This window comes from Streptomyces sp. NBC_01485 (assembly GCF_036227125.1).
Classification (GTDB): domain Bacteria; phylum Actinomycetota; class Actinomycetes; order Streptomycetales; family Streptomycetaceae; genus Streptomyces.
This window is the reverse complement of the sequence record NZ_CP109435.1, coordinates 5,507,180-5,528,593: the sequence shown is the minus strand read 5'-3', so window position 1 is coordinate 5,528,593 and position 21,414 is coordinate 5,507,180. Positions and strand designations below refer to the sequence as shown.

Below are 21,414 nucleotides of genomic sequence, written 5' to 3'. Positions count from 1 at the left end.
CCTCACTCGACCCCGATCCCGATCCCTCACTCGATCCCGCGCCCGATCCCGCGCCCGCGCCCGCGCCGACGGAGGCTGCTTGGTCGGCGGGGGCGGCCGGGGAGCCCGCCGGGGTGGCCGGGGTGCCGTTTTCGTCGCTCACGGGACGATTATGGCTCCGGGCGAGGGCGGGCTCCCGGGTGGGTTGCCCAGAAGGTCAGGCGCAGTGCGGCGCGACGTAGCCGTCGCTGCCCGTGTGGACGTACGCGTCCGAGACGAACTGGCTGTCGGCGATGCTGTCCCAGATGTTCGTCGTGCCGTACGGGCCGGTCACCGTGGTGCCCGGGGTCTGGCAGTAGATCGGGACCGTCGTGCCCTCGGCCAGGACCCTGACGATCGGGTAGCTGGTGCCGGGGCCGCTGCGCACGTTCAGCCGGACGCCCGGGGCGATCGGGTAGTAGGTGAGGGCCGCCGACGTGACGGCGCTCGCCGATTCCACTGCTTCTTCCACTTCTTCCACGCGTTCGACAGACATGAAAAACCTCCCCCGTTGGACCCCATGACTGCCATGGGATCCCGTTGATTCCCCTAAAGCACTCAATGAAACACATGTACGCACTTCGTACAAAGAGGCTGGCAAGCCGCCTCGGTCCCGTGCGGGGCATCGACTAGGCTCCGTGCGTCGCGCGCGCGGACGAACAGCACGGGGGTGGTCCATGACGCCACAGCGCAACACCGGGGCGGGCGCGGAAGCGGAACTTCCGGAGTACGCCGGTCACTACCGCCTGGAGGAGTGCCTCGGGGCCGGTGGGATGGGCGTGGTGCACCTGGCCCGGAGCACCTCCGGGATGAAGGTCGCGGTGAAGGTCGTCCACGCCCAGTTCGCGCGGGATCCCGAGTTCAGGGGGCGTTTCCGGCAGGAGGTGGCGGCCGCCCGGCGGGTGAGCGGGGCGTTCACCGCGCCCGTCGTCGACGCCGATCACGAGGCCGAACGCCCGTGGATGGCCACGCTGTTCATCCCCGGTTCGACGCTCGCCGAACAGGTGAAGCGGAACGGGCCGATGAGATCCGGGGAGTTGCGGCGGCTGATGGCCGGGCTCGCGGAGGCGCTGCGCGACATCCACCGGGTCGGGGTCGTGCACCGGGATCTGAAGCCGAGCAACGTGCTGCTCGCCGAGGACGGGCCGAAGGTCATCGACTTCGGTATCTCCCGCCCGAAGGACAGCGAACTGCGCACCGAGACGGGCAAGTTGATCGGCACGCCGCCGTTCATGGCGCCGGAGCAGTTCCGGCGGCCGCGGGAGGTCGGGCCGGCCGCCGACATCTTCGCGCTCGGGTCCGTGATGGTGCACGCGGCGACGGGGCGCGGGCCGTTCGACTCCGACAGCCCTTACGTCGTCGCCTACCAGGTCGTCCACGACGAGCCGGACCTGACCGGCGTACCGCCGAACCTCGCGCCGCTGGTGGCGCGTTGCCTCGCCAAGGAGCCCGAGGACCGGCCCACGCCGGACGAGTTGATGCGGGAACTGCGGTCGGAGGCGGCCTCGTACGACACCCAGGCGTTCATACCGGCGCAGCGGACGCTGGAGGAACCTGGGGACGGGCCGGCGGAGTCGCTGGACCCGGCGGAGTCGCGGCCTGGGCAGGAACCAAAACCGGAACCGGAACCAGGGCAGGGGCCGGGGTCCGCTGAGGTGAGGTCACGGCGGCGGCGCAGGCGGGTCGCCCTGGCCGCCGGTGCCTTGGTCGTCGTCCTGTCGGGTGGCTCGCTGGCCGTCACGCAGGTGTTCGGCGACGTCGACGCGCCGGGGAAGACCGGCGCGTCGGAGTCCGCGTCGGCCGCCTTCGCGCCCTGGAGCGCGCGGCCGGCGGACGGCGGTGCCGGCGGGGAGACCGGGACGGGGACCGGCACGGGCGGCATGCCCCAGTGCACGTACGACGCGAAGCGGCTGCTCTGTGTGCAGGCGGGGCTGGTGTCCGCGCTGGACACGTCCGACGGCCGGGTGCTGTGGCGGCACGCGCTCTCCGGGGACGACCGGCCGAGTGAGGCGCCGGTGCTCGCGGGCGGCCTTGCGCTGGTACTGACGCACGCGGGCAAGCGGGTGGAGGCGCTCGATCCGGCGTCGGGCGCCACGCGCTGGCAGCGGGACGTGTCGGCGTACCCGGGGGTGCGCGGCGTCGGCGGCACCCTGCTGCTGACCGCGGCCGACGGCACGGTGACCGGGGTGGACGCCTCGACCGGGAAGACGGCGTGGAGCCGGCGGATTCCGGGGGTGAGCGAGCCGTACTTCCTGTCGTTCGCCAAGGATCCGCTGGCGTACGTGGTGAGCACGCCGGACTCGGGCTCGGGCTCGGGCTCGGGCTCGGGGGGCGGGCGTACGCGGATCACGGCCGTGGATCCCGCGACCGGGACGGTGCGGTGGGACGAACGGCTCACCGGCGCGCTGACGCTCGTGGGCACCACCGGCGACAGCCTCGTGCTGCTGTCCCAGGGCAGCGCGTACGGCTCGGTCGACGCCGTGGTCCGCTACCGCCCGGCGGACAAGGCGGCCCGGCGGGTGGAACTGGGCGTCGCGCTCCAGCTCCAGCAGGGGCGTGCCGCCGTGCAGGGCGACCTGGTCTACCTGCTGGCCTTCGACGGGGCGCTGGTGGCCGTCGACATGGCCGCGGGGAAGGAGGTGTGGTCGCTGCAGACGGCCGTGAGTCGCGGTTCGGTGCCGTCCGCCGACGGCGACCACGTGTACTTCAGCGCCCCCGACGGACGTCTCCTCGCCGTGGACGCCGCCCGCGGCAAGCTCGTCGGGCAGACGCGACTGCGGCTCGGCGCCAACTCCGACGAGGTGGTGGCTACGCTGCCCGCGCCCACGGCGATCGACGGCCGCGTCTACGCCGGCGCTCCCGACGGGACCGTCTTCGCGGTGGACGGGCGGGATCCGGCGGGCTGGTGACACATGCGACCGGGGCCGCCTCCCTGGAAAGTCGGGTAAGCGGCCCCGGTCACAGTCACGGTCTGGAAGGACGTCAACCGTCTCGGAGGACGTCACCGTCTCGAAGGGCGTCAGCCCAGTTTCGACACGTCCCGCACCGCGCCCTTGTCGGCGCTCGTCGCCATCGCGGCGTAGGCGCGCAGGGCGGCGGAGACCTTGCGCTCGCGGTTCTTCGGGGCGTACGTCCCGCCGAGGGCGGCCTCGCGGCGCGCCAGCTCGGCGTCGTCCACGACGAGCTCGATGGTGCGGTTCGGGATGTCGATGCGGATGCGGTCGCCGTCCTCGACGAGGGCGATGGTGCCGCCGGAGGCCGCCTCCGGGGACGCGTGGCCGATCGACAGGCCCGAGGTGCCGCCGGAGAAGCGGCCGTCGGTGATCAGGGCGCAGGTCTTGCCGAGGCCTCGGCCCTTGAGGAAGGACGTCGGGTAGAGCATCTCCTGCATGCCCGGGCCGCCCTTGGGACCCTCGTAGCGGATGACGACGACGTCGCCGTGCGTCACCTGCTTGTTGAGGATCTTCTCGACGGCCTCCTCCTGCGACTCGCAGACGACGGCCGGGCCCTCGAAGGTCCAGATCGACTCGTCCACGCCGGCCGTCTTGACGACGCAGCCGTCGACGGCGAGGTTGCCCTTGAGGACCGCCAGGCCGCCGTCCTTCGAGTACGCGTGCTCGGCGCTGCGGATGCAGCCGCCGGCGGCGTCCGTGTCCAGGGCCTCCCAGCGCTCGGACTGGGAGAAGGCCTCGGCTGAGCGGACGCAGCCGGGCGCCGCGTGCCACAGCTCCAGGGCCTCCGCCGACGGGGAGCCGCCGCGCACGTCCCAGGTCTTCAGCCAGTCCGCGAGGGACGGGCTGTGAACCGAGTTCACGTCCTCGTTGAGCAGGCCCGCGCGGTGCAGTTCGCCGAGGAGGGCGGGGATGCCGCCGGCCCGGTGCACGTCCTCCATGTAGTACGTGCGGTCCTTGGCGACGTTCGGCGCGACCTTCGCCAGGCACGGCACCCGGCGCGAGACCTCGTTGATCTCGTCGAGGCCGAACTGGACGCCCGCCTCCTGGGCGGCGGCCAGCAGGTGCAGGATCGTGTTGGTCGAGCCGCCCATCGCGATGTCGAGGGCCATGGCGTTCTCGAAGGCCGCGAGAGTGGCGATGTTGCGGGGCAGGACCGTCTCGTCGTCCTGCTCGTAGTAGCGGCGGGTGATGTCCATCACCGTGCGGCCCGCGTTCTCGTACAGCGCCCGGCGGGCCGTGTGCGTGGCCAGGACCGAGCCGTTGCCCGGGAGGGCGAGTCCGATGGCCTCCGCGAGGCAGTTCATCGAGTTGGCGGTGAACATGCCGGAACAGGAACCGCAGGTCGGACAGGCGTTCTCCTCGATACGGAGGATGTCCTCGTCGGAGATCTTGTCGTTGACGGCGTCGGAGATCGCGTCGACCAGGTCGAGCGTGCGGACCGTGCCGTCGACGAGCGTGGCGCGGCCGGACTCCATCGGGCCGCCGGAGACGAAGACCGTCGGGATGTTCAGCCTCAGCGCCGCGTTCAGCATGCCGGGGGTGATCTTGTCGCAGTTGGAGATGCAGATCAGGGCGTCGGCGCAGTGCGCCTCGACCATGTACTCGACCGAGTCCGCGATGAGGTCGCGGGAGGGGAGGGAGTACAGCATGCCGCCGTGGCCCATCGCGATGCCGTCGTCGACGGCGATGGTGTTGAACTCGCGCGGGATGCCGCCGGCGGCGGTGATCGCCTCGCTGACGATCCGGCCGACCGGCTGGAGGTGCGTGTGCCCGGGCACGAACTCGGTGAAACTGTTGGCCACCGCGATGATCGGCTTCCGGCCGATGTCCGCACCGGGTACACCGGAGGCGCGCATCAGGGCGCGTGCGCCCGCCATGTTGCGACCGTGGGTGACTGTGCGGGACCTCAGCTCGGGCATCGTCACTCGCTCCTTCAGACAGTTGTGGCTCCTGTTGAGCGTACGCCGGTCATCCAGGGGGCGGGACGAGGTGTCCGGAATACGGGACGCACGTCTCGGCCGAACCGGTCCCCGAAGGGCATCTCAGGGCTGCTTCCCTTCCGCGCGCACGGCCCCTCACGGGCCGGTGAGGTGTCCCTGTACGACCGGTGCCACGCGCGCGATGATCTGCTCCAGGTCCGCCGAGGCCAGCGGCTCCACCTTGATCACGTAGCGCAGCATCGCGCAGCCCACGAGCTGCGCCGCCGCCAGTTCGACGCGCAGTTCGGCGTCCGGCAGGTCGAGCCGGCCGGCGATGCGGCGCAGCACCTGGGAGACGACCAGCCGGCGGAAGACGGCGGCGGCGGTGTCGTTGTTCACCGCGGAGCGCACGATCGCCAGCAGGGGCTTGCGGGTGGTGGGGTTCTCCCAGACGCCGAGGACGAAGCGGGCGAGCCGCTCCCCGACCTGGTCCAGCGGGCCGTCGGCGACCGCCTCCGGCGCGTTGAGCGCGGGCGCGAAGGCGACCTCGATCGCCGCCTCGAAGACCTGCTCCTTGGTGCCGAAGTAGTGGTGCACCAGCGCCGGGTCCACGCCGGCCGCCTTCGCGATGCCGCGGACGGACGTCTTCTCGTAGCCGCGCTCGGAGAACTCCTCGCGGGCGGCCGTCAGGATGCGGTCGCGGGTGTCCGCCGCCTCCGTACGAGGGGGGCGGCCGCGTTTGCGGGCGGTGACGCCGGTCATCGCCGCGGCACCTTCGACGGGCCGGAGGAGGAAGGGGCCGGGGAGGACGCGGCCGAGGCCAGGTGCAGGCGGGTGAAGGCCAGGGCCTCCGCGAGGTCGGCCTCACGTTCGGCGCCGGACATGGCGCGCCGGGTGTTGACCTCGATGACGACATGCCCGTCGAAGCCGGTCAGCGCGAGCCGCTCCAGCAGTTCGGCGCAGGGCTGGGAGCCGCGGCCGGGGACCAGGTGCTCGTCCTTGGCGGAGCCGTTCCCGTCGGCGAGGTGGACGTGGCCCAGGCGGTCGGCCATGCGGTCGACCATCTGCATCGCGTCCGCGCGGGACGTCGAGGCGTGGCTGAGGTCGATCGTGAAGTGCCGGTAGTCGTCCTTCGTGACGTCCCAGTCCGGGGCGTACGCGAGCATCTCGCGGTCGCGGTAGCGCCACGGGTACATGTTCTCGACGGCGAACCGTACGTCCGTCTCGTCCGCCATCCGCCAGATGCCCGTGACGAAGTCCCGCGCGTACTGGCGCTGCCAGCGGAACGGCGGATGGACGACGACCGCGGACGCGCCGAGCCGCTCCGCCGCCGCGCGGGCGCGCTGGAGCTTGGTCCACGGGTCGGTCGACCACACGCGCTGCGTGATGAGCAGGCAGGGGGCGTGGACGGCGAGGATCGGGATGCGGTGGTAGTCGCTGAGCCTGCGCAGGGCGTCTATGTCCTGGCTCACGGGGTCGTTCCAGACCATGACCTCGACGCCGTCGTACCCGAGGCGCGCGGCGATCTCGAAGGCCGTCGCCGTCGACTCCGGATAGACCGAGGCAGTCGACAGGGCGACCTTCGCATCCGGGATCCGCACGACTGCCTCTGCCATGGGGGACAGGTTACGGGGTGCGGTCGGGTGGGGGCCGTGCGCCCAATCGGCGTTGTGGTGTTCCCCATGGGCGAGCGTTCGCCATGGCGGCGGGCGCGGCGCCGTAGTGGCTGTTCGCGCGGTTCCCCGTGCTCCCCGCGCCCCTAGGTCGGCTGGGTCGGCTGGTCTGATCCCATGTGATCGAGTCTGCGCAGGATGACGCCCTCTCTGAGCGCCCAGGGGCAGATCTCGAGCGTCTCGACACCGAAGAGGTCCATCGCGCCCTCGGCGACCAGCGCGCCGGCGAGGAGCTGGTTGGCGCGGCCCTCGGAGACGCCCGGGAGTGCGGCGCGCTGGGCCGTGGTCATCGCGGCCAGCCGGGGCACCCAGGCCTCCAGGGACTCGCGCTTGAGCTGACGCTGGCTGTACGGGCCCTCGGCGGAGCGGGCGGCGCCGGCGATACGGGCGAGCTGCCGGAACGTCTTCGACGTGGCGACGACGTGGTCCGGGGTGCCGAAGCGGCTGAACTCCCCCACCGTCCGGGCGATCTGCGCGCGGGCGTGGCGGCGCACGGACCGTATGTCCTCGGGGTCGGGCGGGTCGCCGGGCAGCCAGCCCGCGGTGAGCCGGCCGGCGCCGAGCGGCAGCGAGACGGCCGCGTCGGGCTTCTCGTCGATGCCGTAGGCGATCTCCAGGGAGCCGCCGCCGATGTCCAGGACCAGCAGCTTTCCGGCCGACCAGCCGAACCAGCGGCGGGCGGCGAGGAAGGTGAGCCGGGCCTCCTCGGCACCGGTGAGGACCTGCAGCTCGACGCCGGTCTCGGCCTGCACGCGCGCGAGGACGTCATCGGCGTTGCTCGCCTCGCGCACGGCGGAGGTCGCGAACGGCAGCAGTTCCTCGACGCCCTTGTCCTCGGCGGCCTGGAGCGACTCGTGGACGACCGTGATCAGTTTGTCGACGCCCTCGGGGCCGATCGCTCCGTCCTCGTCGAGGAGTTGGGCAAGGCGCAGTTCCGCCTTGTGCGAGTGCGCGGGCAGGGGGCACGCGCCCGGGTGTGCGTCCACCACCAGCAGATGCACCGTGTTCGATCCCACGTCGAGGACACCGAGTCTCATGGAGGGAACGCTACTGCCCAGAGGCCCCAAGACCGTCCCCGAACGGGCTCCCGGCGACTTACCCTGGACGAGTGCCAAAGACGAACAAGGCGAAAACCGACAGATCCACCGGCGGTTCTTCGCAGGCGAAGCCGGTGAAGTCCCCGAAGAAGTCCAAGAAGGCCCTGGCGGCGAAGGCCCTGGCGGCTGACGAGAAGGGGCTCGACTTCGCGCGGGCATGGGTGGAGTTCCCTGACCCGGCGGACGACGAGCAGGTCTTCCGCTGCGATCTGACATGGCTGACCTCGCGCTGGAACTGCATCTTCGGCAGCGGCTGCCAGGGCATCCAGGCCGGCCGCGCGGACGACGGCTGCTGCACCCTGGGCGCCCACTTCTCCGACGAGGACGACGAGAAGCGCGTCGCCGGGCATGTGGCGAGGCTCACCCCCGACCTCTGGCAGCACCACGCCGAGGGCACGGCGGACGGCTGGGTCTCGGAGGACGACGAGGGCTCCCGCCAGACCCGCCCGTTCAACGGCTCGTGCATCTTCCAGAACCGTCCGGGCTTCGCGGGCGGCGCGGGCTGCTCGCTGCACATCCTGGCCGTCAAGGAGGGCCGCGAGCCCCTGGAGACCAAGCCGGACGTCTGCTGGCAGCTTCCGGTGCGGCGCACGTACGACTGGATCGACCGCCCCGACGACACGCGCGTGCTCCAGGTGTCGATCGGCGAGTACGACCGCCGCGGCTGGGGCCCGGGCGGCCACGACCTGCACTGGTGGTGCACCTCGGCGACCTCGGCCCACGGCGCGGGCGACCCGGTCTACATCACCTACCGCCCGGAACTGACCGAACTGATGGGCAAGGCCGGCTACGACCGCCTGACCGAACTCTGCGAACAGCGCCTGGCGTCGCACCTTCCCCTGCTGGCACCACATCCGGCGGATCCGGCGGCGCCGGTGAGTTCGGCGGCGGCGGCGGAGGCGGAGGCGGCCGGCTGAGGGTTGGGGGGGCTTGAGGTGGGCCTTGGTGGGTGCGGGGCATTCGAACTTGGGCGGTGCGGCTGTCTGCCCGGTGCCCTCCCCCGGGGGTAGTCCGCGCAGAAAGGTGACACTTCGATGTCGGAGTGTCACATCCCCGCACGTCACCTACCCCCGGACCCGGTGCTTCCGCTTCCGCTTCTGTGGCCCGGCGCTTCTACGGCGTCGACGAGGAGGGCGGGCCGCTGCTGTCCGTGGGCGGCGGTGGCGAGGTTTCCGGGGTGGATGGGGTCGGGTCGCCGGGGGTGGGGTTCGGGTCGGAGGAGGGGGGTGGGCCGGTGGGCGTGGGGTCCGGGGAGGTCGGGGGTGTCGGGGTCGGGTGGGGGTCGGACGACGGGGGTGGGTTGCCCGGGTCCGGGTTTGGGCCTGGGCCTGGGCCGTTGCCGGGGGGCGGTGGGCCGGGGGCGGTGCCGTAGCCCTCGATGGAGACGACCGCGCCCGCCGGGGCGACCGCGACGCGCGCGTGCCAGTGCCCGGAGGGCTCGCGCAGCGGGTCGACGTACACCTTGAGCGTGATCGACTCGCCGGGCCCGAGGGTGCCCGTGGAGCGGCTCAGGTAGAGCCAGGGGGCCGCCGTGGTGGCCGACCAGCGGACCGGCTCGTCGCCGTCCGGGGACACGGTGAGGGTGATGAGCGTGGTGTCGCCGGTGTTGGCCGCCGTCACGGAGAGGTGGCCGGAGGCGCTCCTGCCCAGTCCCGTGACGCTGATGACCTCCACGGAGACGTCCGGCCGGTCGCCCTTGGTGAGGTCGGCGCCGGGGCGCGTACTGGCGTTTGCGGCGTTCTCGTAGCCGTCGGCCGCTTCACCGTCGAGGCCGTCGGGGCCGTGCGCCTCGCTGGCGCTCGCGGAGCGGCCCTCGCCCCCCTCCCCCATCGGCGTCCCCCGGTAGGCCGCCCACAGGGCGAGCACGGGCGCGGCGACGACGGTGGCGACCACGGTCGTCGTGACGGCACGCGCGCGTAGCCGCTCCCGGCGGGCCGCGCGGTCCTTGGGGTCCATCGGGAAGCCGCGCCGGTCGAAGCGCGGTACGGCGGCTCCCCGCGCGCGCGGGAGGTGCGCCATGACGACGTGCAACTGCGCGCGGGGCGCTTCCAGGACGGGCAGCTCGGCGGGCGTGACACCGGCGCCGGGCCAGCGGCCGGGGAGGGCGCGTTCGGCGGCCCGGCGGCAGCGCGGGCAGTCGTCGACGTGCCGGACGAGTTCACGGCGCAGGGCGGCGCTGAGCACGACCTGGTTCTCGCCGGTGAGCCGCGCCACACCGGGACAGCCGCCGGTCTCGACGACGGCGAGCGCCGCGCGCGTGCGCTCGACCTCGCAGGCGGCCGAGGCGAGCAGTTCGCGGGCGGCGGCGGGATCCTTGCCGAGGACGGCGGCGATCTCATGGGCGGCCAGGTGGTGGCGTACGGCGAGTTCGAGCGCCTCGCGCTGCTCAGGGGTGGTGCCGGCCGCCTCCGGCCAGGCGAGCAGGGCGAGTTCACGCCGCCGCTCCTGGACCTCGTCGGGCGCGACGGCGGTCTCGGGCTTCGTGTCCGGCTGCCCGCGGGTGCCGTTGCGCGCCGCCGCGTGCGTGCTCAGACGTTTCTGCTTGGCCTCGGTGAGCTTGCGCAGGCAGGCCCAGCGGGCCAGCGCGTACAGCCAGGCCCGGCGGTCGCCCGCGGCGTCCGGGACACGCTGGCCGCGCCGCTCGGCGAACGTCAGGGCGTCCCCGAGGGCGGCGGTGGCCGCGTCGTGGTCGCACAGGACGGACAGGCAGTAGGTGAACAGGCCGTCCAGGTACGGCTCGTAGCGGGCGGCCGGCCGCCGCGCGAGCGTGCGCGCCGCAGCGCCGTCACGCATCTCCCGGTGCGCCCGGTGTGCGCCGGTCGTGCGGGTCGAGGTTTCCGGGCTGCTGCTCATCACCCGTGCGACCGTAGGCGGCGCGGAACACGGTCTTCTTGTGCCTCGAGTCCATTTAATCCGTACGGGTGAAACGATCCCTCATAAGGGGACAGGGAAGGGGGGTCCCATGGCTCGTTCGTGACGGGGCGTGGCCGATTCACAAGGGGTGCCGGTCCCTCCCCCGAGGGTTGGGAGGCCGGTTGGGGGCCCGGTCGGGAGCTCGCCGGGAACCCGGCAGGACCCTGGTTGTCCACAGGCACGTCCGGCTGTCGGTGGCGGGGGCTACGGTTTGCGCATGGCTGCCCGTACGAAGACCACCAAGGACCGCCCGTCCTACCGCTGCACCGAATGCGGCTGGCAGACGGCCAAGTGGCTCGGCCGCTGCCCCGAGTGCCAGGCCTGGGGGACGGTCGAGGAGTACGGCGTGCCCGCGGTCCGTACGACGGCGCCGGGCCGTGTCACCACGTCCGCCGTGCCCATCGGCGAGGTCGACGTCCGTCAGGCCACCGCCCGCCCCACCGGCGTGCCCGAACTGGACCGCGTCCTCGGCGGCGGTCTCGTACCCGGCGCGGTCGTGCTCCTGGCCGGCGAGCCGGGCGTCGGCAAGTCGACCCTCCTGCTGGACGTGGCGGCCAAGTCGGCCAGCGACGAACACCGCACGCTGTACGTCACCGGTGAGGAGTCCGCCTCCCAGGTCCGCCTGCGCGCCGACCGGATCGGCGCCATCGACGACCACCTGTACCTCGCCGCCGAGACCGACCTGGCGGCCGTCCTGGGCCACCTGGACGAGGTGAAGCCGTCCCTGCTGATCGTGGACTCCGTACAGACCCTGGCCTCCCCCGAGATCGACGGAGCGCCCGGCGGCATGGCCCAGGTCCGCGAGGTCGCGGGCGCCCTGATCCGCGCCTCCAAGGAACGCGGCATGTCCACACTCCTGGTGGGCCATGTCACAAAGGACGGCGCGATCGCCGGCCCCCGCCTCCTCGAACACCTCGTGGACGTCGTGCTGAGCTTCGAGGGCGACCGGCACGCGCGCCTGCGCCTGGTGCGGGGCGTCAAGAACCGCTACGGCGCCACCGACGAGGTCGGCTGCTTCGAACTGCACGACGAGGGCATCACCGGCCTCGCCGACCCGAGCGGACTCTTCCTGACCCGTCGTGACGAACCGGTCCCGGGTACCTGTCTGACGGTGACCCTGGAGGGCCGTCGTCCCCTGGTCGCCGAAGTGCAGGCCCTCACCGTCGACTCCCAGATCCCCTCGCCCCGCCGTACGACGTCCGGCCTGGAGACGTCCCGGGTCTCGATGATGCTGGCCGTCCTGGAGCAGCGCGGCCGGATCAGCGCCCTGGGCAAACGGGACATCTACTCGGCGACGGTCGGCGGCGTGAAGCTCTCGGAGCCCGCCGCGGACCTGGCGATCGCCCTCGCCCTGGCCTCCGCCGCGAGCGACACCCCGCTGCCCAAGAACCTCGTCGCGATCGGCGAAGTGGGCCTCGCGGGCGAGGTCAGACGGGTCACGGGCGTCCAGCGCAGGCTCGCGGAGGCCCACCGTCTGGGCTTCACGCACGCGCTCGTGCCGACCGATCCCGGCAGGGTCCCGGCGGGCATGAAGGTCGTGGAGGTCGCGGACATGGGGGACGCCCTACGGGTCCTGCCGCGTTCCCGTCCGCGAGACGCCCCACGGGAGGCGGAGGACCGCCGGTAGACTTTGCCCTGGTCTCGCCCGTCCGTACGAAACGAGTGCGCGAAACGGGAACATCCCAGACCCTGTGACCGGAGGAGTGCAGTGGCAGCCAACGACCGGGCGGCAGCTCCCGGAAAGTCCGGTGGGAGTTCCCGCGCCGAGGGCTTGATGCGTGCCGCGCTGAGCGCGGTGGCTCCGGGCACGGCCCTGCGCGACGGCCTCGAGCGGGTGCTCCGCGGCAACACCGGCGGGCTCATCGTGCTGGGCTCCGACAAGACGGTCGAGACGATGTGCACGGGCGGATTCGTCCTGGACGTCGAGTTCACGGCCACGCGCCTGCGCGAGCTGTGCAAGCTCGACGGCGGCATCGTGGTCTCCTCCGACCTGTCGAAGATCCTGCGCGCCGGCGTCCAACTGGTGCCCGACCCCACGATCCCCACGGAGGAGACGGGCACCCGGCACCGTACGGCGGACCGCGTCAGCAAGCAGGTGAGCTTCACGGTCGTGTCGGTCTCCCAGTCCATGCGCCTGATCGCCCTGTACGTCGACGGACAGCGCCGCGTCCTGGAGGACTCGGCGGCGATCCTGTCCCGCGCGAACCAGGCCCTGGCCACCCTGGAGCGCTACAAGCTCCGGCTGGACGAGGTCGCGGGCACGCTGTCGGCGCTGGAGATCGAGGACCTGGTGACGGTCCGGGACGTCTCAGCGGTGGCCCAGCGTCTGGAGATGGTGCGCCGCATCGCCACCGAAATCGCCGAATACGTGGTCGAACTGGGCACGGACGGGCGGCTGCTCGCCCTCCAACTGGACGAGTTGATCGCGGGCGTCGAGCCGGAACGCGAACTGGTGGTCCGGGACTACGTTCCCGAGCCCACCGCCAAGCGCTCCCGCACGGTCGAAGAGGCGCTGTACGAGCTGGACGCGCTCACCCACGCCGAACTCCTCGAACTGTCCACGGTGGCCCGCGCGCTGGGCTACACCGGCTCCCCCGAGGCCCTCGACACGGCGGTCTCCCCGCGCGGCTTCCGCCTCCTCGCGAAGGTGCCGCGCCTCCCCGGCGCGATCATCGACCGCCTGGTGGAGCACTTCGGCGGCCTGCAGAAGCTCCTCGCCGCGAGCGTCGACGACCTCCAGACGGTCGACGGCGTGGGCGAGGCAAGGGCCCGCAGCGTCCGCGAGGGCCTGTCCCGACTGGCGGAGTCGTCGATCCTGGAACGGTACGTCTAAACGGTACGTCCAGGGGGCGATCGCCGACCCTGGAACGGTACGTCCAGACCGGCCGGGTCGGGCCAGGTCGATCGAGTCCTCTTCTAGTCGGCGTCCAGCACGAACGACGTCTGTGCCTTCGCGAACCCCGGAGCCTTTGCCTCGACGAGATACGTCCCGGCTCCGGCCACGCCCGCCGGAGGCGTCGCGCACTCCGGGGCGCTCGGCTTGCGGTCCCACTTCAGGGTGTACGTGATGCTGTCCCCGGCAGGCACCCGGTACAGCAGGCTCCCGGGCGCCTTGGGGCAGTCCGCGGACGACCAGTAGTCGTCGTCACTGCCCGCCTGAGTGATCGTCAACACCGCGGCCTTGGGCCCGAGATCGACCTTGCAGTCGCTCCCCGAGCTGTTCTTCGCGATCAGCCGGAAGGTGGGCGTCTGGTCCGGCGAGTACGCGTTCTGGACGCTGCGCAGGCTCAACGTGACGACGCCTGCGGTGCAGTTGGGCAGGGTCGTCCCGGCCGGCAACGTCGTCCCCGTACCGCTGCCGCTGCCGCCGCCGCTGCTTCCGCTACCGCTGCCGCTGCCGTTGGCGCCGTCGTCGGTGTCGCCGGAGCCCGCCGAGCCACCGGCCGAACCACCGGAGCCGGTGCCGCCCCCCGAGCCCGCGTCCGACCCCGAGCCGGACCCGCTGGTGGCCCCGTCGCTCGACTCGTCGCGCCCGCCCGGGTTTTGGCTGATAGCGGGCCCGGAACCGGACGGCCCGGGCGTGATCGAGGACGCGGGATTCTTGCCGTTGCCGCCATTGGCACCACTGTTCCTGCCGCCCCCGCCCGAGACCACCACCCACAGGGTGATCAGCGCCAACAGAGCGAACACGGACAGCATGACGACCCTCCGCCGCCAGTAGATGGAGGAGGGAAGCGGCCCGACCGGATTGCGCAGAGATCCCACGGCGCAAACTGTACGAGAGATCGACCCGTTCCCCGGCCCCACCCGCCGCCAGGAGGACAACTTTTCCGGATCATCATCCCGGAAACCACGGCCCCCGCACCCGACTTCGGCACGCGCGGCCGACTCCCCTTGCCGATCGCACCCGTTGCAGCTCTGGCCATGGCACCTCCGGCCGTTGTCACGGCCATGACTATTGCCGCGCCACACGCGCGTGCCGCGTTCCCGGGACCGGATCCGGTCGAGTGGCGGTACGCGCGCGTGCCCCGGTGCGCATGGCAGGATCGGAAGGGCCATGACTGCTCCCACGAAGCCCCCGCACAGCAGCCCCGCCCGCGCCGACGCCGACGCCCCCGGAGCGGACCTGCACTCCCCGGTGATCGACTGGTTCGACGACCACGCCCGCGACCTGCCCTGGCGGCACCCCGAGGCCGGTGCGTGGGGCGTGATGGTCAGCGAGTTCATGCTCCAGCAGACGCCGGTCAGCCGCGTCCTGCCGGTCTACGAGCAGTGGCTCGCCCGCTGGCCGCGCCCCGCCGACCTCGCCGCGGACGCCCCCGGCGAGGCCGTACGCGCGTGGGGGCGGCTCGGCTACCCGCGCCGCGCCCTGCGGCTGCACGGCGCGGCGGTGGCGATAACGGAACGGCACAGCGGCGACGTGCCGTCGGACCACGCGCAGCTCCTCGCGCTGCCGGGCATCGGCGAGTACACGGCTGCGGCCGTCGCCTCCTTCGCGTACGGCCAGCGGCACGCGGTCCTGGACACCAACGTCCGCCGTGTCTTCGCGCGCGCCGTCACGGGCGTGCAGTACCCGCCCACCGCCACCACGGCCGCCGAGCGCAGGCTGGCCCGCGCCCTGCTGCCCGACGACGAGCCGACCGCGGCGCGCTGGGCCGCCGCGTCCATGGAGCTCGGGGCGCTCGTCTGCACGGCGAAGAACGAGACCTGCGTGCGCTGCCCGATCGCCGCGCAGTGCGCCTGGCGGCTCGCGGGCAAGCCGGAGCACGACGGCCCGCCGCGCCGCGGCCAGACGTACGCCGGCACCGACCGGCAGGTCAGGGGCAAGCTGCTCGCCGTCCTGCGGGAGGCGCACGCGCCCGTGCCGCAGTCGGCCCTCGACCGCGTGTGGCACGAGCCGGTGCAACGCGCGCGTGCGCTGGACGGCCTCGTCGCGGACGGACTGGCGGAGCCGCTGCCGGGCGGGCTGTACCGCCTGCCGCTGACCTGACACACGGTCATTTCACAGACAGGCGGCTTCATCACGGCCGACGTCGGCCCTTTGTCACGCCCAATCGCCGGGCGAATCACCCCATAGCCATGCCATTCGGCGCGCCCCCTTACCCCAAACCCATTTCCGTTACACAACTGACGGACAGCTGAGCGCTAGCCGCAGGCTGCTTCGGACAGTGCCGTGACAACACCTCCGTAGCTTCATTTGTGTGCCCGGCAGGGACACGACGACCACAGACCACAGGCGGGAAACCGGCGGACAACAGTCCGCCCGGCACGGGGACGAAGGGGTTCACCATGGCGCAGGGCGATGTGCTCGAGTTCGAGGAGTATGTCCGCACCCGGCAGGACGCGCTGCTGCGCAGCGCCCGCCGGCTGGTCCCGGACCCGGTCGACGCACAGGACCTGCTGCAGACCGCCCTGGCCCGGACGTACGGCCGCTGGGACGGCATCGCGGACAAGCGCCTCGCGGACGCCTACCTGCGCCGGGTCATGATCAACACGCGGACCGAGTGGTGGCGGGCCCGCAAGCTCGAGGAAGTACCCACCGAGCAGCTCCCGGACGCCTGTGTGGACGACTCCACGGAGCAGCACGCGGACCGCGCCCTGCTGATGGACGCGATGAAGGTGCTCGCTCCGAAGCAGCGCAGCGTCGTGGTGCTGCGACACTGGGAGCAGATGTCCACCGAGGAGACGGCCACCGCCCTCGGCATGTCGGCCGGAACGGTCAAGAGCACGCTGCACCGGGCGCTCGCCCGGCTCCGCGAGGAGCTGGAAGCCCGCGATCTGGACGCACGCGCGCTGGAGCGTGAGGAGCGGGAGCGTTGCGTGGCGGCCTGACAGAGGCCGGGCCCACACCGGCCCGGGGCACCATCCAGGCGGTGATCACGGCGATGTCCGTGCTCGCCGCCCTCGCCCTTTTCGTCGCCTCCTGCGCGACCGGCGGCACCGGTGCCCGCGACGAGGGACCGGCCCACACCGACGCGGTGGCGGGCGTCACTCCCTCCCCCTCGCCTTCGCTCACCCCCACCGACGCCCCCGACCGGGCGGACGCGGTCCGGCTCGTCAAGGACGACCCCTCGGTCTCCGCGGAGGTCAAGCGCGAGCTGAAGCCCTGCGTCGGGGACGAGTACCCGGTCGACGTCTCGTACGGCGACCTCACCGGCGGCTCCGGCAACGACGTCATAGTCAACGTGCTGACCTGCGGTGACCTCGTCGGCGTCGGCTCGTACGTGTACCGGGAGAGCGACGGCGGCTACGAGAACGTGTTCAAGGCCGAGGAGCCCCCGGTCTACGCGGAGATAGACCGGGGCGACCTGGTGGTGACCAAGCAGGTGTACGAGAAGGGCGACCCGGTCTCCAGCCCGTCCGGCGAGAACGTGATCACGTACCGCTGGGCCTCGGGCCGCTTCGTGAAGGAGTTCAGCTGGCACAACGACTACAGCGGCGTCGTCGGCGGAGACCCGACGGCGAGCGCGTCGGATGCCGGCTGACCTGCCCGGGATCGGCCGGCCGAAAAAACTTCCGGCAACGTGAACCGATCGGGCCGCTCGTTCCGATCAATGAGTGTCGGGCGGGCCGGGCACCACGAAAATGAACGCTGGCCGCGCTCCAGGCGTCCCCTCAAGGGGCGCCCTCGACAGGAAACCGTCAGAACACCGACAGCCTGACGGACCGCTGACCGACGGACCGCAGACTGACGACCGACGCGCACACGAGAACGCACACTCATACGCGTACACGCATACACGCATTCGAGAACTGAGAGCACCGGGATGGCAGACCAGACCCACGTCCTCTTCGTCGAGGACGACGACGTCATCCGCGAAGCCACCCAGCTCGCGCTGGAGCGGGACGGCTTCGTGGTCACCGCGATGCCCGACGGCCTGTCGGGCCTGGAGGCGTTCCGTGCCGACCGCCCCGACATCGCGCTGCTGGACGTCATGGTGCCCGGCCTGGACGGCGTGAGCCTGTGCCGGCGCATCCGGGACGAGTCCACCGTGCCGGTGATCATGCTCTCGGCGCGCGCCGACTCCATCGACGTCGTCCTCGGCCTGGAGGCCGGCGCCGACGACTACGTGACCAAGCCGTTCGACGGCGCCGTACTGGTCGCCCGGATCCGCGCCGTGCTGCGCCGCTTCGGCCACGCGGGCGGCGGCGACCGCACCGAGCCCGACGCCTCCGCCGCCGGCGGGGTGCTGACCTTCGGCGACCTGGAGGTCGACACGGACGGCATGGAGGTGCGCCGGGCCGGGCAGCCGGTCGCGCTGACCCCGACCGAGATGCGCCTGCTGCTGGAGTTCTCCTCCGCTCCGGGCACGGTCCTCTCGCGCGACAAGCTGCTGGAGCGGGTGTGGGACTACGGCTGGGGCGGCGACACCCGGGTCGTCGACGTCCATGTGCAGCGGCTGCGAACGAAGATCGGCCAGGACCGCATCGAGACGGTCCGCGGCTTCGGCTACAAGCTGAAGGCCTGAGCGGGGCAGGGGCAGGAGTATGCGGGGGATGATCCGGCACGGTGTGGCGGCTCGTACGCAGCGCGTGGGCATCCGTACAGGGCTGCGGTGGAAGCTGAGCGCGGCGATCGCGCTGGTCGGCGCGCTGGTGGCGATCGCGCTGAGTCTGGTCGTGCACAACGCCGCCCGCGTGTCCATGCTGGACAACGCACGTGACCTCGCCGACGAGCGCGTCCGGATCGCCCAGCGCAACTACGAGGTGTCGGGGCGGCTGAACTTCCCCAACATCAAGGTCGACGACTCGAACCTGCCGCCGGCGTTGCGGGCGAAGGTCCGGGAGGGCCGCCGGGCCACGTTCGTCGCCGACCGCTCGGGCGGGGTGCCGGACATCTGGGCGGCCGTGCCGGTCAAGGACGGCCATGTGCTGTCCCTGCACACCGGGTTCACCGACCGCAGCACGGACATTCTCAAGGACCTCGACCAGGCCCTGGTGATCGGCTCCATCGCGGTCGTCCTCGGCGGCAGCGCGCTCGGTGTGCTCATCGGCGGGCAGATGTCGCGCCGGCTGCGCAAGGCGGCGGCCGCGGCGAACCAGGTCGCCAAGGGCGAGTCGGACGTCCGCGTACGGGACGCCATCGGCGGGGTCGTGCGGGACGAGACCGACGACCTGGCGAGCGCGGTGGACGCCATGGCGGACACGTTGCAGGAGCGGCTGGAGGCCGAGCGCCGGGTCACCGCCGACATCGCGCACGAACTGCGCACCCCGGTGACAGGACTGCTGACGGCGGCCGAGCTGCTGCCGCCCGGCCGGCCCACGGAGCTGGTCCTGGACCGGGCGAAGGCCATGCGCACCCTCGTGGAGGACGTGCTGGAGGTGGCCCGTCTCGACGGCGCCTCGGAGCGGGCCGAACTGCAGGACATCCTGCTGGGCGAGTTCGTGACACGGCGGGCGGCGGCCAAGAACCCGGACATAGAGGTGCGGGTGGTGCACGAGTCGATGGTCACGACCGACCCCCGACGCCTGGAGCGGGTCCTGCTCAACCTGCTCACCAACGCCGCCCGGCACGGCAAGCCGCCGATCCAGGTCACCGTCGAGGGCCGGGTCATCCGGGTCCGCGACCACGGCCCCGGCTTCCCCGAGGATCTGCTCGCCGAGGGACCGAGCCGCTTCCGCACCGGCAGCGCCGACCGCGCCGGACGCGGCCACGGACTCGGCCTCACCATCGCCGCAGGCCAGGCCCGAGTCCTGGGCGCCCGCCTGACCTTCCGCAACGTACGGCCCGCGGGAGCCCCGGAACACATACCCGCAGAGGGCGCCGTCGCCGTCCTGTGGCTCCCCGAACACGCACCGACAAACACGGGAAGCTACCCGAGGATGCCGTGACGGCGGAGCGTGGCGGGTGCGGCAACTCCCGCAACTCACCATGGGGCCCAGGGCGACAACCAGCTCGTCTGGCGGGCAGCGCTCTTCCGGCGGAGGGCACCCTTACCGGCGGAGGCGCCCTTACGGCGGGGGGTGCCTTCTCGACGCCGGTCCGCAGAATCCAGCCCGTTGGGGGCCCCCTCTGGGGGAGTTTGAGGACGAGGCCCCTTAAAGGCCGAAGCGGGGGTCTGGGGGCTGCAGCCCCCAGCCACGGCCCACAGCCGCACCCGCACCCGCACCCGCACCCGCACCCGCACCCGCACCCGCAAGAAGAAGGCCCCCCGGGGCGGACACCGCCGGGAGGCCTTCGCTCACTGCGCGGTCAGACCGCGTCGACCATGGGCGGCGGCGCGGCCGCCGCCCCGTCGGTCGCCTCGTCCGCCTTCTGCGGCCCCGCTCCCTTGAGCGGAACCTCCTTCACGAACACCGCCGCCACCAACGCGGCCACCGCCACCACGGACCCCAGCAGGAACGCCGAGTGCGTGCCGGCCGACACCGCGTGCTGGTAGGCCTCGCGGGCCGCGGCAGGCAGCTTGGCCAGGCTGGCCGCGTCCAGTTGCGCGGACTGCTCGGTGATCTTCGAGCCCAGCGCCCCGGCCTTCTGGGACATGACGTCCTGGACCCGGTTGTTGAACAGCGCGCCCATGATCGCGACACCGAAGGAGGAGCCGAGCGTACGGAACAGGGTGGTGGACGAGGACGCGACGCCCATGTCCCTCATCTCGACGCTGTTCTGCGCGACCAGCATCGTGATCTGCATCAGGCAGCCCATGCCGAGGCCGACGACGGCCATGAACACGCCGGAGGTGAAGCGGCTGGTGCCGGTGTCCATCGTGGACAGCAGGTACAGGCCGACGACCATCAGGACGCTGCCGACGACCGGGAAGATCTTGTACTTGCCGCTGTTCGTGGTCACCCGGCCCGCCACCATCGAGGTGACCAGCATGGCGCCGAGCATCGGCAGGAGCAGCAGCCCGGAGTTGGTCGCGGAGGCGCCCTGCACGGACTGCTGGTAGAGCGGCAGGAAGAGGGTCGCGCCGAACATCACGAAGCCGGTGATGAAGCCGATGAGCGACATCAGGGTGAAGTTGCGGCTGCGGAAGATGTGCAGCGGCACGATGGGCTCGGCGGCCCTGGTCTGCCAGTACACGAACCCGATGAGCGAGGCGACGCCGATCCCGACGAGCTCCATGATCCGCGCGGACGTCCAGTCGTACTCCGTGCCGCCCCAGGTGGTGACGAGGACGATGGAAGTGATGCCGACGGTCAGCAGGACGACACCGAGGTAGTCGATGCCGGCCTTCGCCCGCTTCTTCGGCAGGTGCAGTACGGCGCTGATCAGAGTCAGCGACACCGCGCCGAGCGGCAGGTTGATGTAGAAGGACCAGCGCCAGCCCCAGTTGTCGGTGATGGTGCCGCCGACCAGCGGGCCGCCGATCATCGCGAGCGCCATGACGCCGGCCATCATGCCCTGGTACTTGCCGCGCTCCCGCGGCGGGATCAGGTCGCCGATGATCGCCATGACGCCGACCATCAGACCGCCCGCGCCGAGGCCCTGGATCGCGCGGAAGCCGATCAGTTCGCCCATGTTCTGGGCCATGCCGCTGAGCGCGGACCCGATCAGGAAGAGCACGATCGAGGCCATGAAGACGCCCTTGCGTCCGTACATGTCGCCGAGCTTGCCCCAGATCGGGGTGGAGGCCGCGGTCGCGAGGGTGTACGCGGTCACCACCCAGGCGAGGTGTTCGAGCCCGCCGAGGTCGCCGACGATCGTCGGCATCGCCGTGCCCACGATCATGTTGTCGAGCATCGCGAGCATCATCGTGATCATCAGCGCGAGCAGGACGACCCGCACGCTCCTGGGCGGTTTCTCCGCCTCGGTCTCCGCTGTCTTCGTGTCCGCCATCTTCGCCACTCCCCTGACTCCCCCCGGCCGGCTACTTACTTGCCGCCCGGCTAGTTCACTACA

At 72.0% G+C, this 21,414-nt stretch carries 17 protein-coding genes; 8 read left to right on the top strand and 9 right to left on the bottom strand.

The window, feature by feature from the left end:
- Positions 1 to 196: 196 nt before the first annotated feature.
- Entirely contained in the window at positions 197 to 514 is a 318-nt protein-coding gene (locus OG352_RS25065) for an SH3 domain-containing protein (RefSeq protein WP_329219939.1), read from the bottom strand.
- 181 nt (positions 515 to 695) lie between these two features.
- Between OG352_RS25065 and OG352_RS25060 the strand changes: the two genes are divergently transcribed.
- Positions 696 to 2,927, top strand: coding sequence for a serine/threonine-protein kinase (locus OG352_RS25060; protein ID WP_329219937.1), 2,232 nt, complete (start codon positions 696 to 698; stop codon positions 2,925 to 2,927).
- Between the two features lie 110 nt (positions 2,928 to 3,037).
- Here the strand turns inward: OG352_RS25060 and ilvD are convergent, their stop codons facing one another.
- The 6 genes from ilvD to OG352_RS25030 form a co-directional block, all read right to left on the bottom strand.
- Positions 3,038 to 4,891, bottom strand: a complete 1,854-nt coding sequence (ilvD, locus tag OG352_RS25055; RefSeq protein WP_329219936.1) for a dihydroxy-acid dehydratase — start codon at positions 4,889 to 4,891, stop codon at positions 3,038 to 3,040.
- A gap of 156 nt (positions 4,892 to 5,047) precedes the next feature.
- On the bottom strand, positions 5,048 to 5,653 hold the full coding sequence (locus OG352_RS25050; RefSeq protein WP_329219934.1) for a TetR/AcrR family transcriptional regulator: 606 nt from the start codon (positions 5,651 to 5,653) through the stop codon (positions 5,048 to 5,050).
- On the bottom strand, positions 5,650 to 6,507 hold the full coding sequence (locus OG352_RS25045; RefSeq protein ID WP_329219933.1) for a sugar phosphate isomerase/epimerase family protein: 858 nt from the start codon (positions 6,505 to 6,507) through the stop codon (positions 5,650 to 5,652). The genes OG352_RS25050 and OG352_RS25045 overlap by 4 nt, the downstream gene beginning before the upstream one ends.
- Before the next feature lie 143 nt (positions 6,508 to 6,650).
- Positions 6,651 to 7,601, bottom strand: coding sequence for a Ppx/GppA phosphatase family protein (locus tag OG352_RS25040; RefSeq protein WP_329219932.1), 951 nt, complete (start codon positions 7,599 to 7,601; stop codon positions 6,651 to 6,653).
- Positions 7,598 to 8,515, bottom strand: coding sequence for a DUF1641 domain-containing protein (locus OG352_RS40065; protein WP_443072506.1), 918 nt, complete (start codon positions 8,513 to 8,515; stop codon positions 7,598 to 7,600). The genes OG352_RS25040 and OG352_RS40065 overlap by 4 nt, the downstream gene beginning before the upstream one ends.
- Before the next feature lie 259 nt (positions 8,516 to 8,774).
- On the bottom strand, positions 8,775 to 10,514 hold the full coding sequence (locus tag OG352_RS25030) for a BACON domain-containing protein (RefSeq protein ID WP_329219931.1): 1,740 nt from the start codon (positions 10,512 to 10,514) through the stop codon (positions 8,775 to 8,777).
- A gap of 277 nt (positions 10,515 to 10,791) precedes the next feature.
- On the opposite strand from OG352_RS25030, the gene radA reads away from it, so the two are divergent.
- Positions 10,792 to 12,201: a DNA repair protein RadA gene (radA, locus tag OG352_RS25025; protein WP_329219930.1), complete on the top strand. Its 1,410-nt coding sequence runs from the start codon at positions 10,792 to 10,794 to the stop codon at positions 12,199 to 12,201.
- A gap of 81 nt (positions 12,202 to 12,282) precedes the next feature.
- Entirely contained in the window at positions 12,283 to 13,407 is a 1,125-nt protein-coding gene (gene disA, locus OG352_RS25020; RefSeq protein ID WP_329219929.1) for a DNA integrity scanning diadenylate cyclase DisA, read from the top strand.
- A gap of 83 nt (positions 13,408 to 13,490) precedes the next feature.
- Here the strand turns inward: disA and OG352_RS25015 are convergent, their stop codons facing one another.
- Positions 13,491 to 14,339 carry a hypothetical protein gene (locus tag OG352_RS25015; protein ID WP_329219928.1) on the bottom strand — a complete coding sequence of 283 codons (849 nt, stop codon included), beginning with the start codon at positions 14,337 to 14,339 and terminating at the stop codon, positions 13,491 to 13,493.
- Between the two features lie 292 nt (positions 14,340 to 14,631).
- On the opposite strand from OG352_RS25015, the gene OG352_RS25010 reads away from it, so the two are divergent.
- From OG352_RS25010 to cseC, 5 genes are all read left to right on the top strand, one after another.
- Positions 14,632 to 15,564 carry an A/G-specific adenine glycosylase gene (locus OG352_RS25010; RefSeq protein WP_329219927.1) on the top strand — a complete coding sequence of 311 codons (933 nt, stop codon included), beginning with the start codon at positions 14,632 to 14,634 and terminating at the stop codon, positions 15,562 to 15,564.
- 299 nt (positions 15,565 to 15,863) lie between these two features.
- Positions 15,864 to 16,406 (top strand): SigE family RNA polymerase sigma factor, encoded by a 543-nt coding sequence (locus OG352_RS25005; RefSeq protein WP_329219926.1) that lies wholly within the window; start codon positions 15,864 to 15,866, stop codon positions 16,404 to 16,406.
- Positions 16,391 to 17,059: a hypothetical protein gene (locus tag OG352_RS25000; RefSeq protein WP_329219925.1), complete on the top strand. Its 669-nt coding sequence runs from the start codon at positions 16,391 to 16,393 to the stop codon at positions 17,057 to 17,059. Before OG352_RS25005 ends, OG352_RS25000 begins: the two co-directional genes overlap by 16 nt.
- A gap of 282 nt (positions 17,060 to 17,341) precedes the next feature.
- Positions 17,342 to 18,043, top strand: coding sequence for a two-component system response regulator CseB (gene cseB / locus OG352_RS24995; RefSeq protein WP_329219924.1), 702 nt, complete (start codon positions 17,342 to 17,344; stop codon positions 18,041 to 18,043).
- A 28-nt stretch (positions 18,044 to 18,071) separates the two neighbouring features.
- Complete coding sequence (cseC, locus tag OG352_RS24990; RefSeq protein ID WP_443072330.1) at positions 18,072 to 19,406, top strand: two-component system sensor histidine kinase CseC; 1,335 nt, start codon at positions 18,072 to 18,074, stop codon at positions 19,404 to 19,406.
- A 361-nt stretch (positions 19,407 to 19,767) separates the two neighbouring features.
- Here cseC and OG352_RS24985 read toward each other — a convergent pair whose 3' ends face one another.
- Positions 19,768 to 21,351 carry an MDR family MFS transporter gene (locus OG352_RS24985; protein ID WP_329219921.1) on the bottom strand — a complete coding sequence of 528 codons (1,584 nt, stop codon included), beginning with the start codon at positions 21,349 to 21,351 and terminating at the stop codon, positions 19,768 to 19,770.
- Positions 21,352 to 21,414 lie beyond the last annotated feature (63 nt).

Bases quoted from the DNA above. Each gene is read 5' to 3' on its own strand.
- OG352_RS25060 (WP_329219937.1), top strand. From the start codon at position 696: ATGACGCCACAGCGCAACACCGGGGCGGGCGCGGAAGCGGAACTTCCG.
- OG352_RS25005 (WP_329219926.1), top strand. From the start codon at position 15,864: ATGGCGCAGGGCGATGTGCTCGAGTTCGAGGAGTATGTCCGCACCCGG.
- OG352_RS25030 (WP_329219931.1), bottom strand. From the start codon at position 10,514: ATGAGCAGCAGCCCGGAAACCTCGACCCGCACGACCGGCGCACACCGG.
- OG352_RS25050 (WP_329219934.1), bottom strand. From the start codon at position 5,653: ATGACCGGCGTCACCGCCCGCAAACGCGGCCGCCCCCCTCGTACGGAG.
- cseB (WP_329219924.1), top strand. From the start codon at position 17,342: ATGGCAGACCAGACCCACGTCCTCTTCGTCGAGGACGACGACGTCATC.
- OG352_RS25010 (WP_329219927.1), top strand. From the start codon at position 14,632: ATGACTGCTCCCACGAAGCCCCCGCACAGCAGCCCCGCCCGCGCCGAC.
- ilvD (WP_329219936.1), bottom strand. From the start codon at position 4,891: ATGCCCGAGCTGAGGTCCCGCACAGTCACCCACGGTCGCAACATGGCG.
- cseC (WP_443072330.1), top strand. From the start codon at position 18,072: ATGATCCGGCACGGTGTGGCGGCTCGTACGCAGCGCGTGGGCATCCGT.
- OG352_RS25045 (WP_329219933.1), bottom strand. From the start codon at position 6,507: ATGGCAGAGGCAGTCGTGCGGATCCCGGATGCGAAGGTCGCCCTGTCG.
- OG352_RS25040 (WP_329219932.1), bottom strand. From the start codon at position 7,601: ATGAGACTCGGTGTCCTCGACGTGGGATCGAACACGGTGCATCTGCTG.
- radA (WP_329219930.1), top strand. From the start codon at position 10,792: ATGGCTGCCCGTACGAAGACCACCAAGGACCGCCCGTCCTACCGCTGC.
- OG352_RS40065 (WP_443072506.1), bottom strand. From the start codon at position 8,515: ATGTGGTGCCAGCAGGGGAAGGTGCGACGCCAGGCGCTGTTCGCAGAG.
- OG352_RS25065 (WP_329219939.1), bottom strand. From the start codon at position 514: ATGTCTGTCGAACGCGTGGAAGAAGTGGAAGAAGCAGTGGAATCGGCG.
- OG352_RS24985 (WP_329219921.1), bottom strand. From the start codon at position 21,351: ATGGCGGACACGAAGACAGCGGAGACCGAGGCGGAGAAACCGCCCAGG.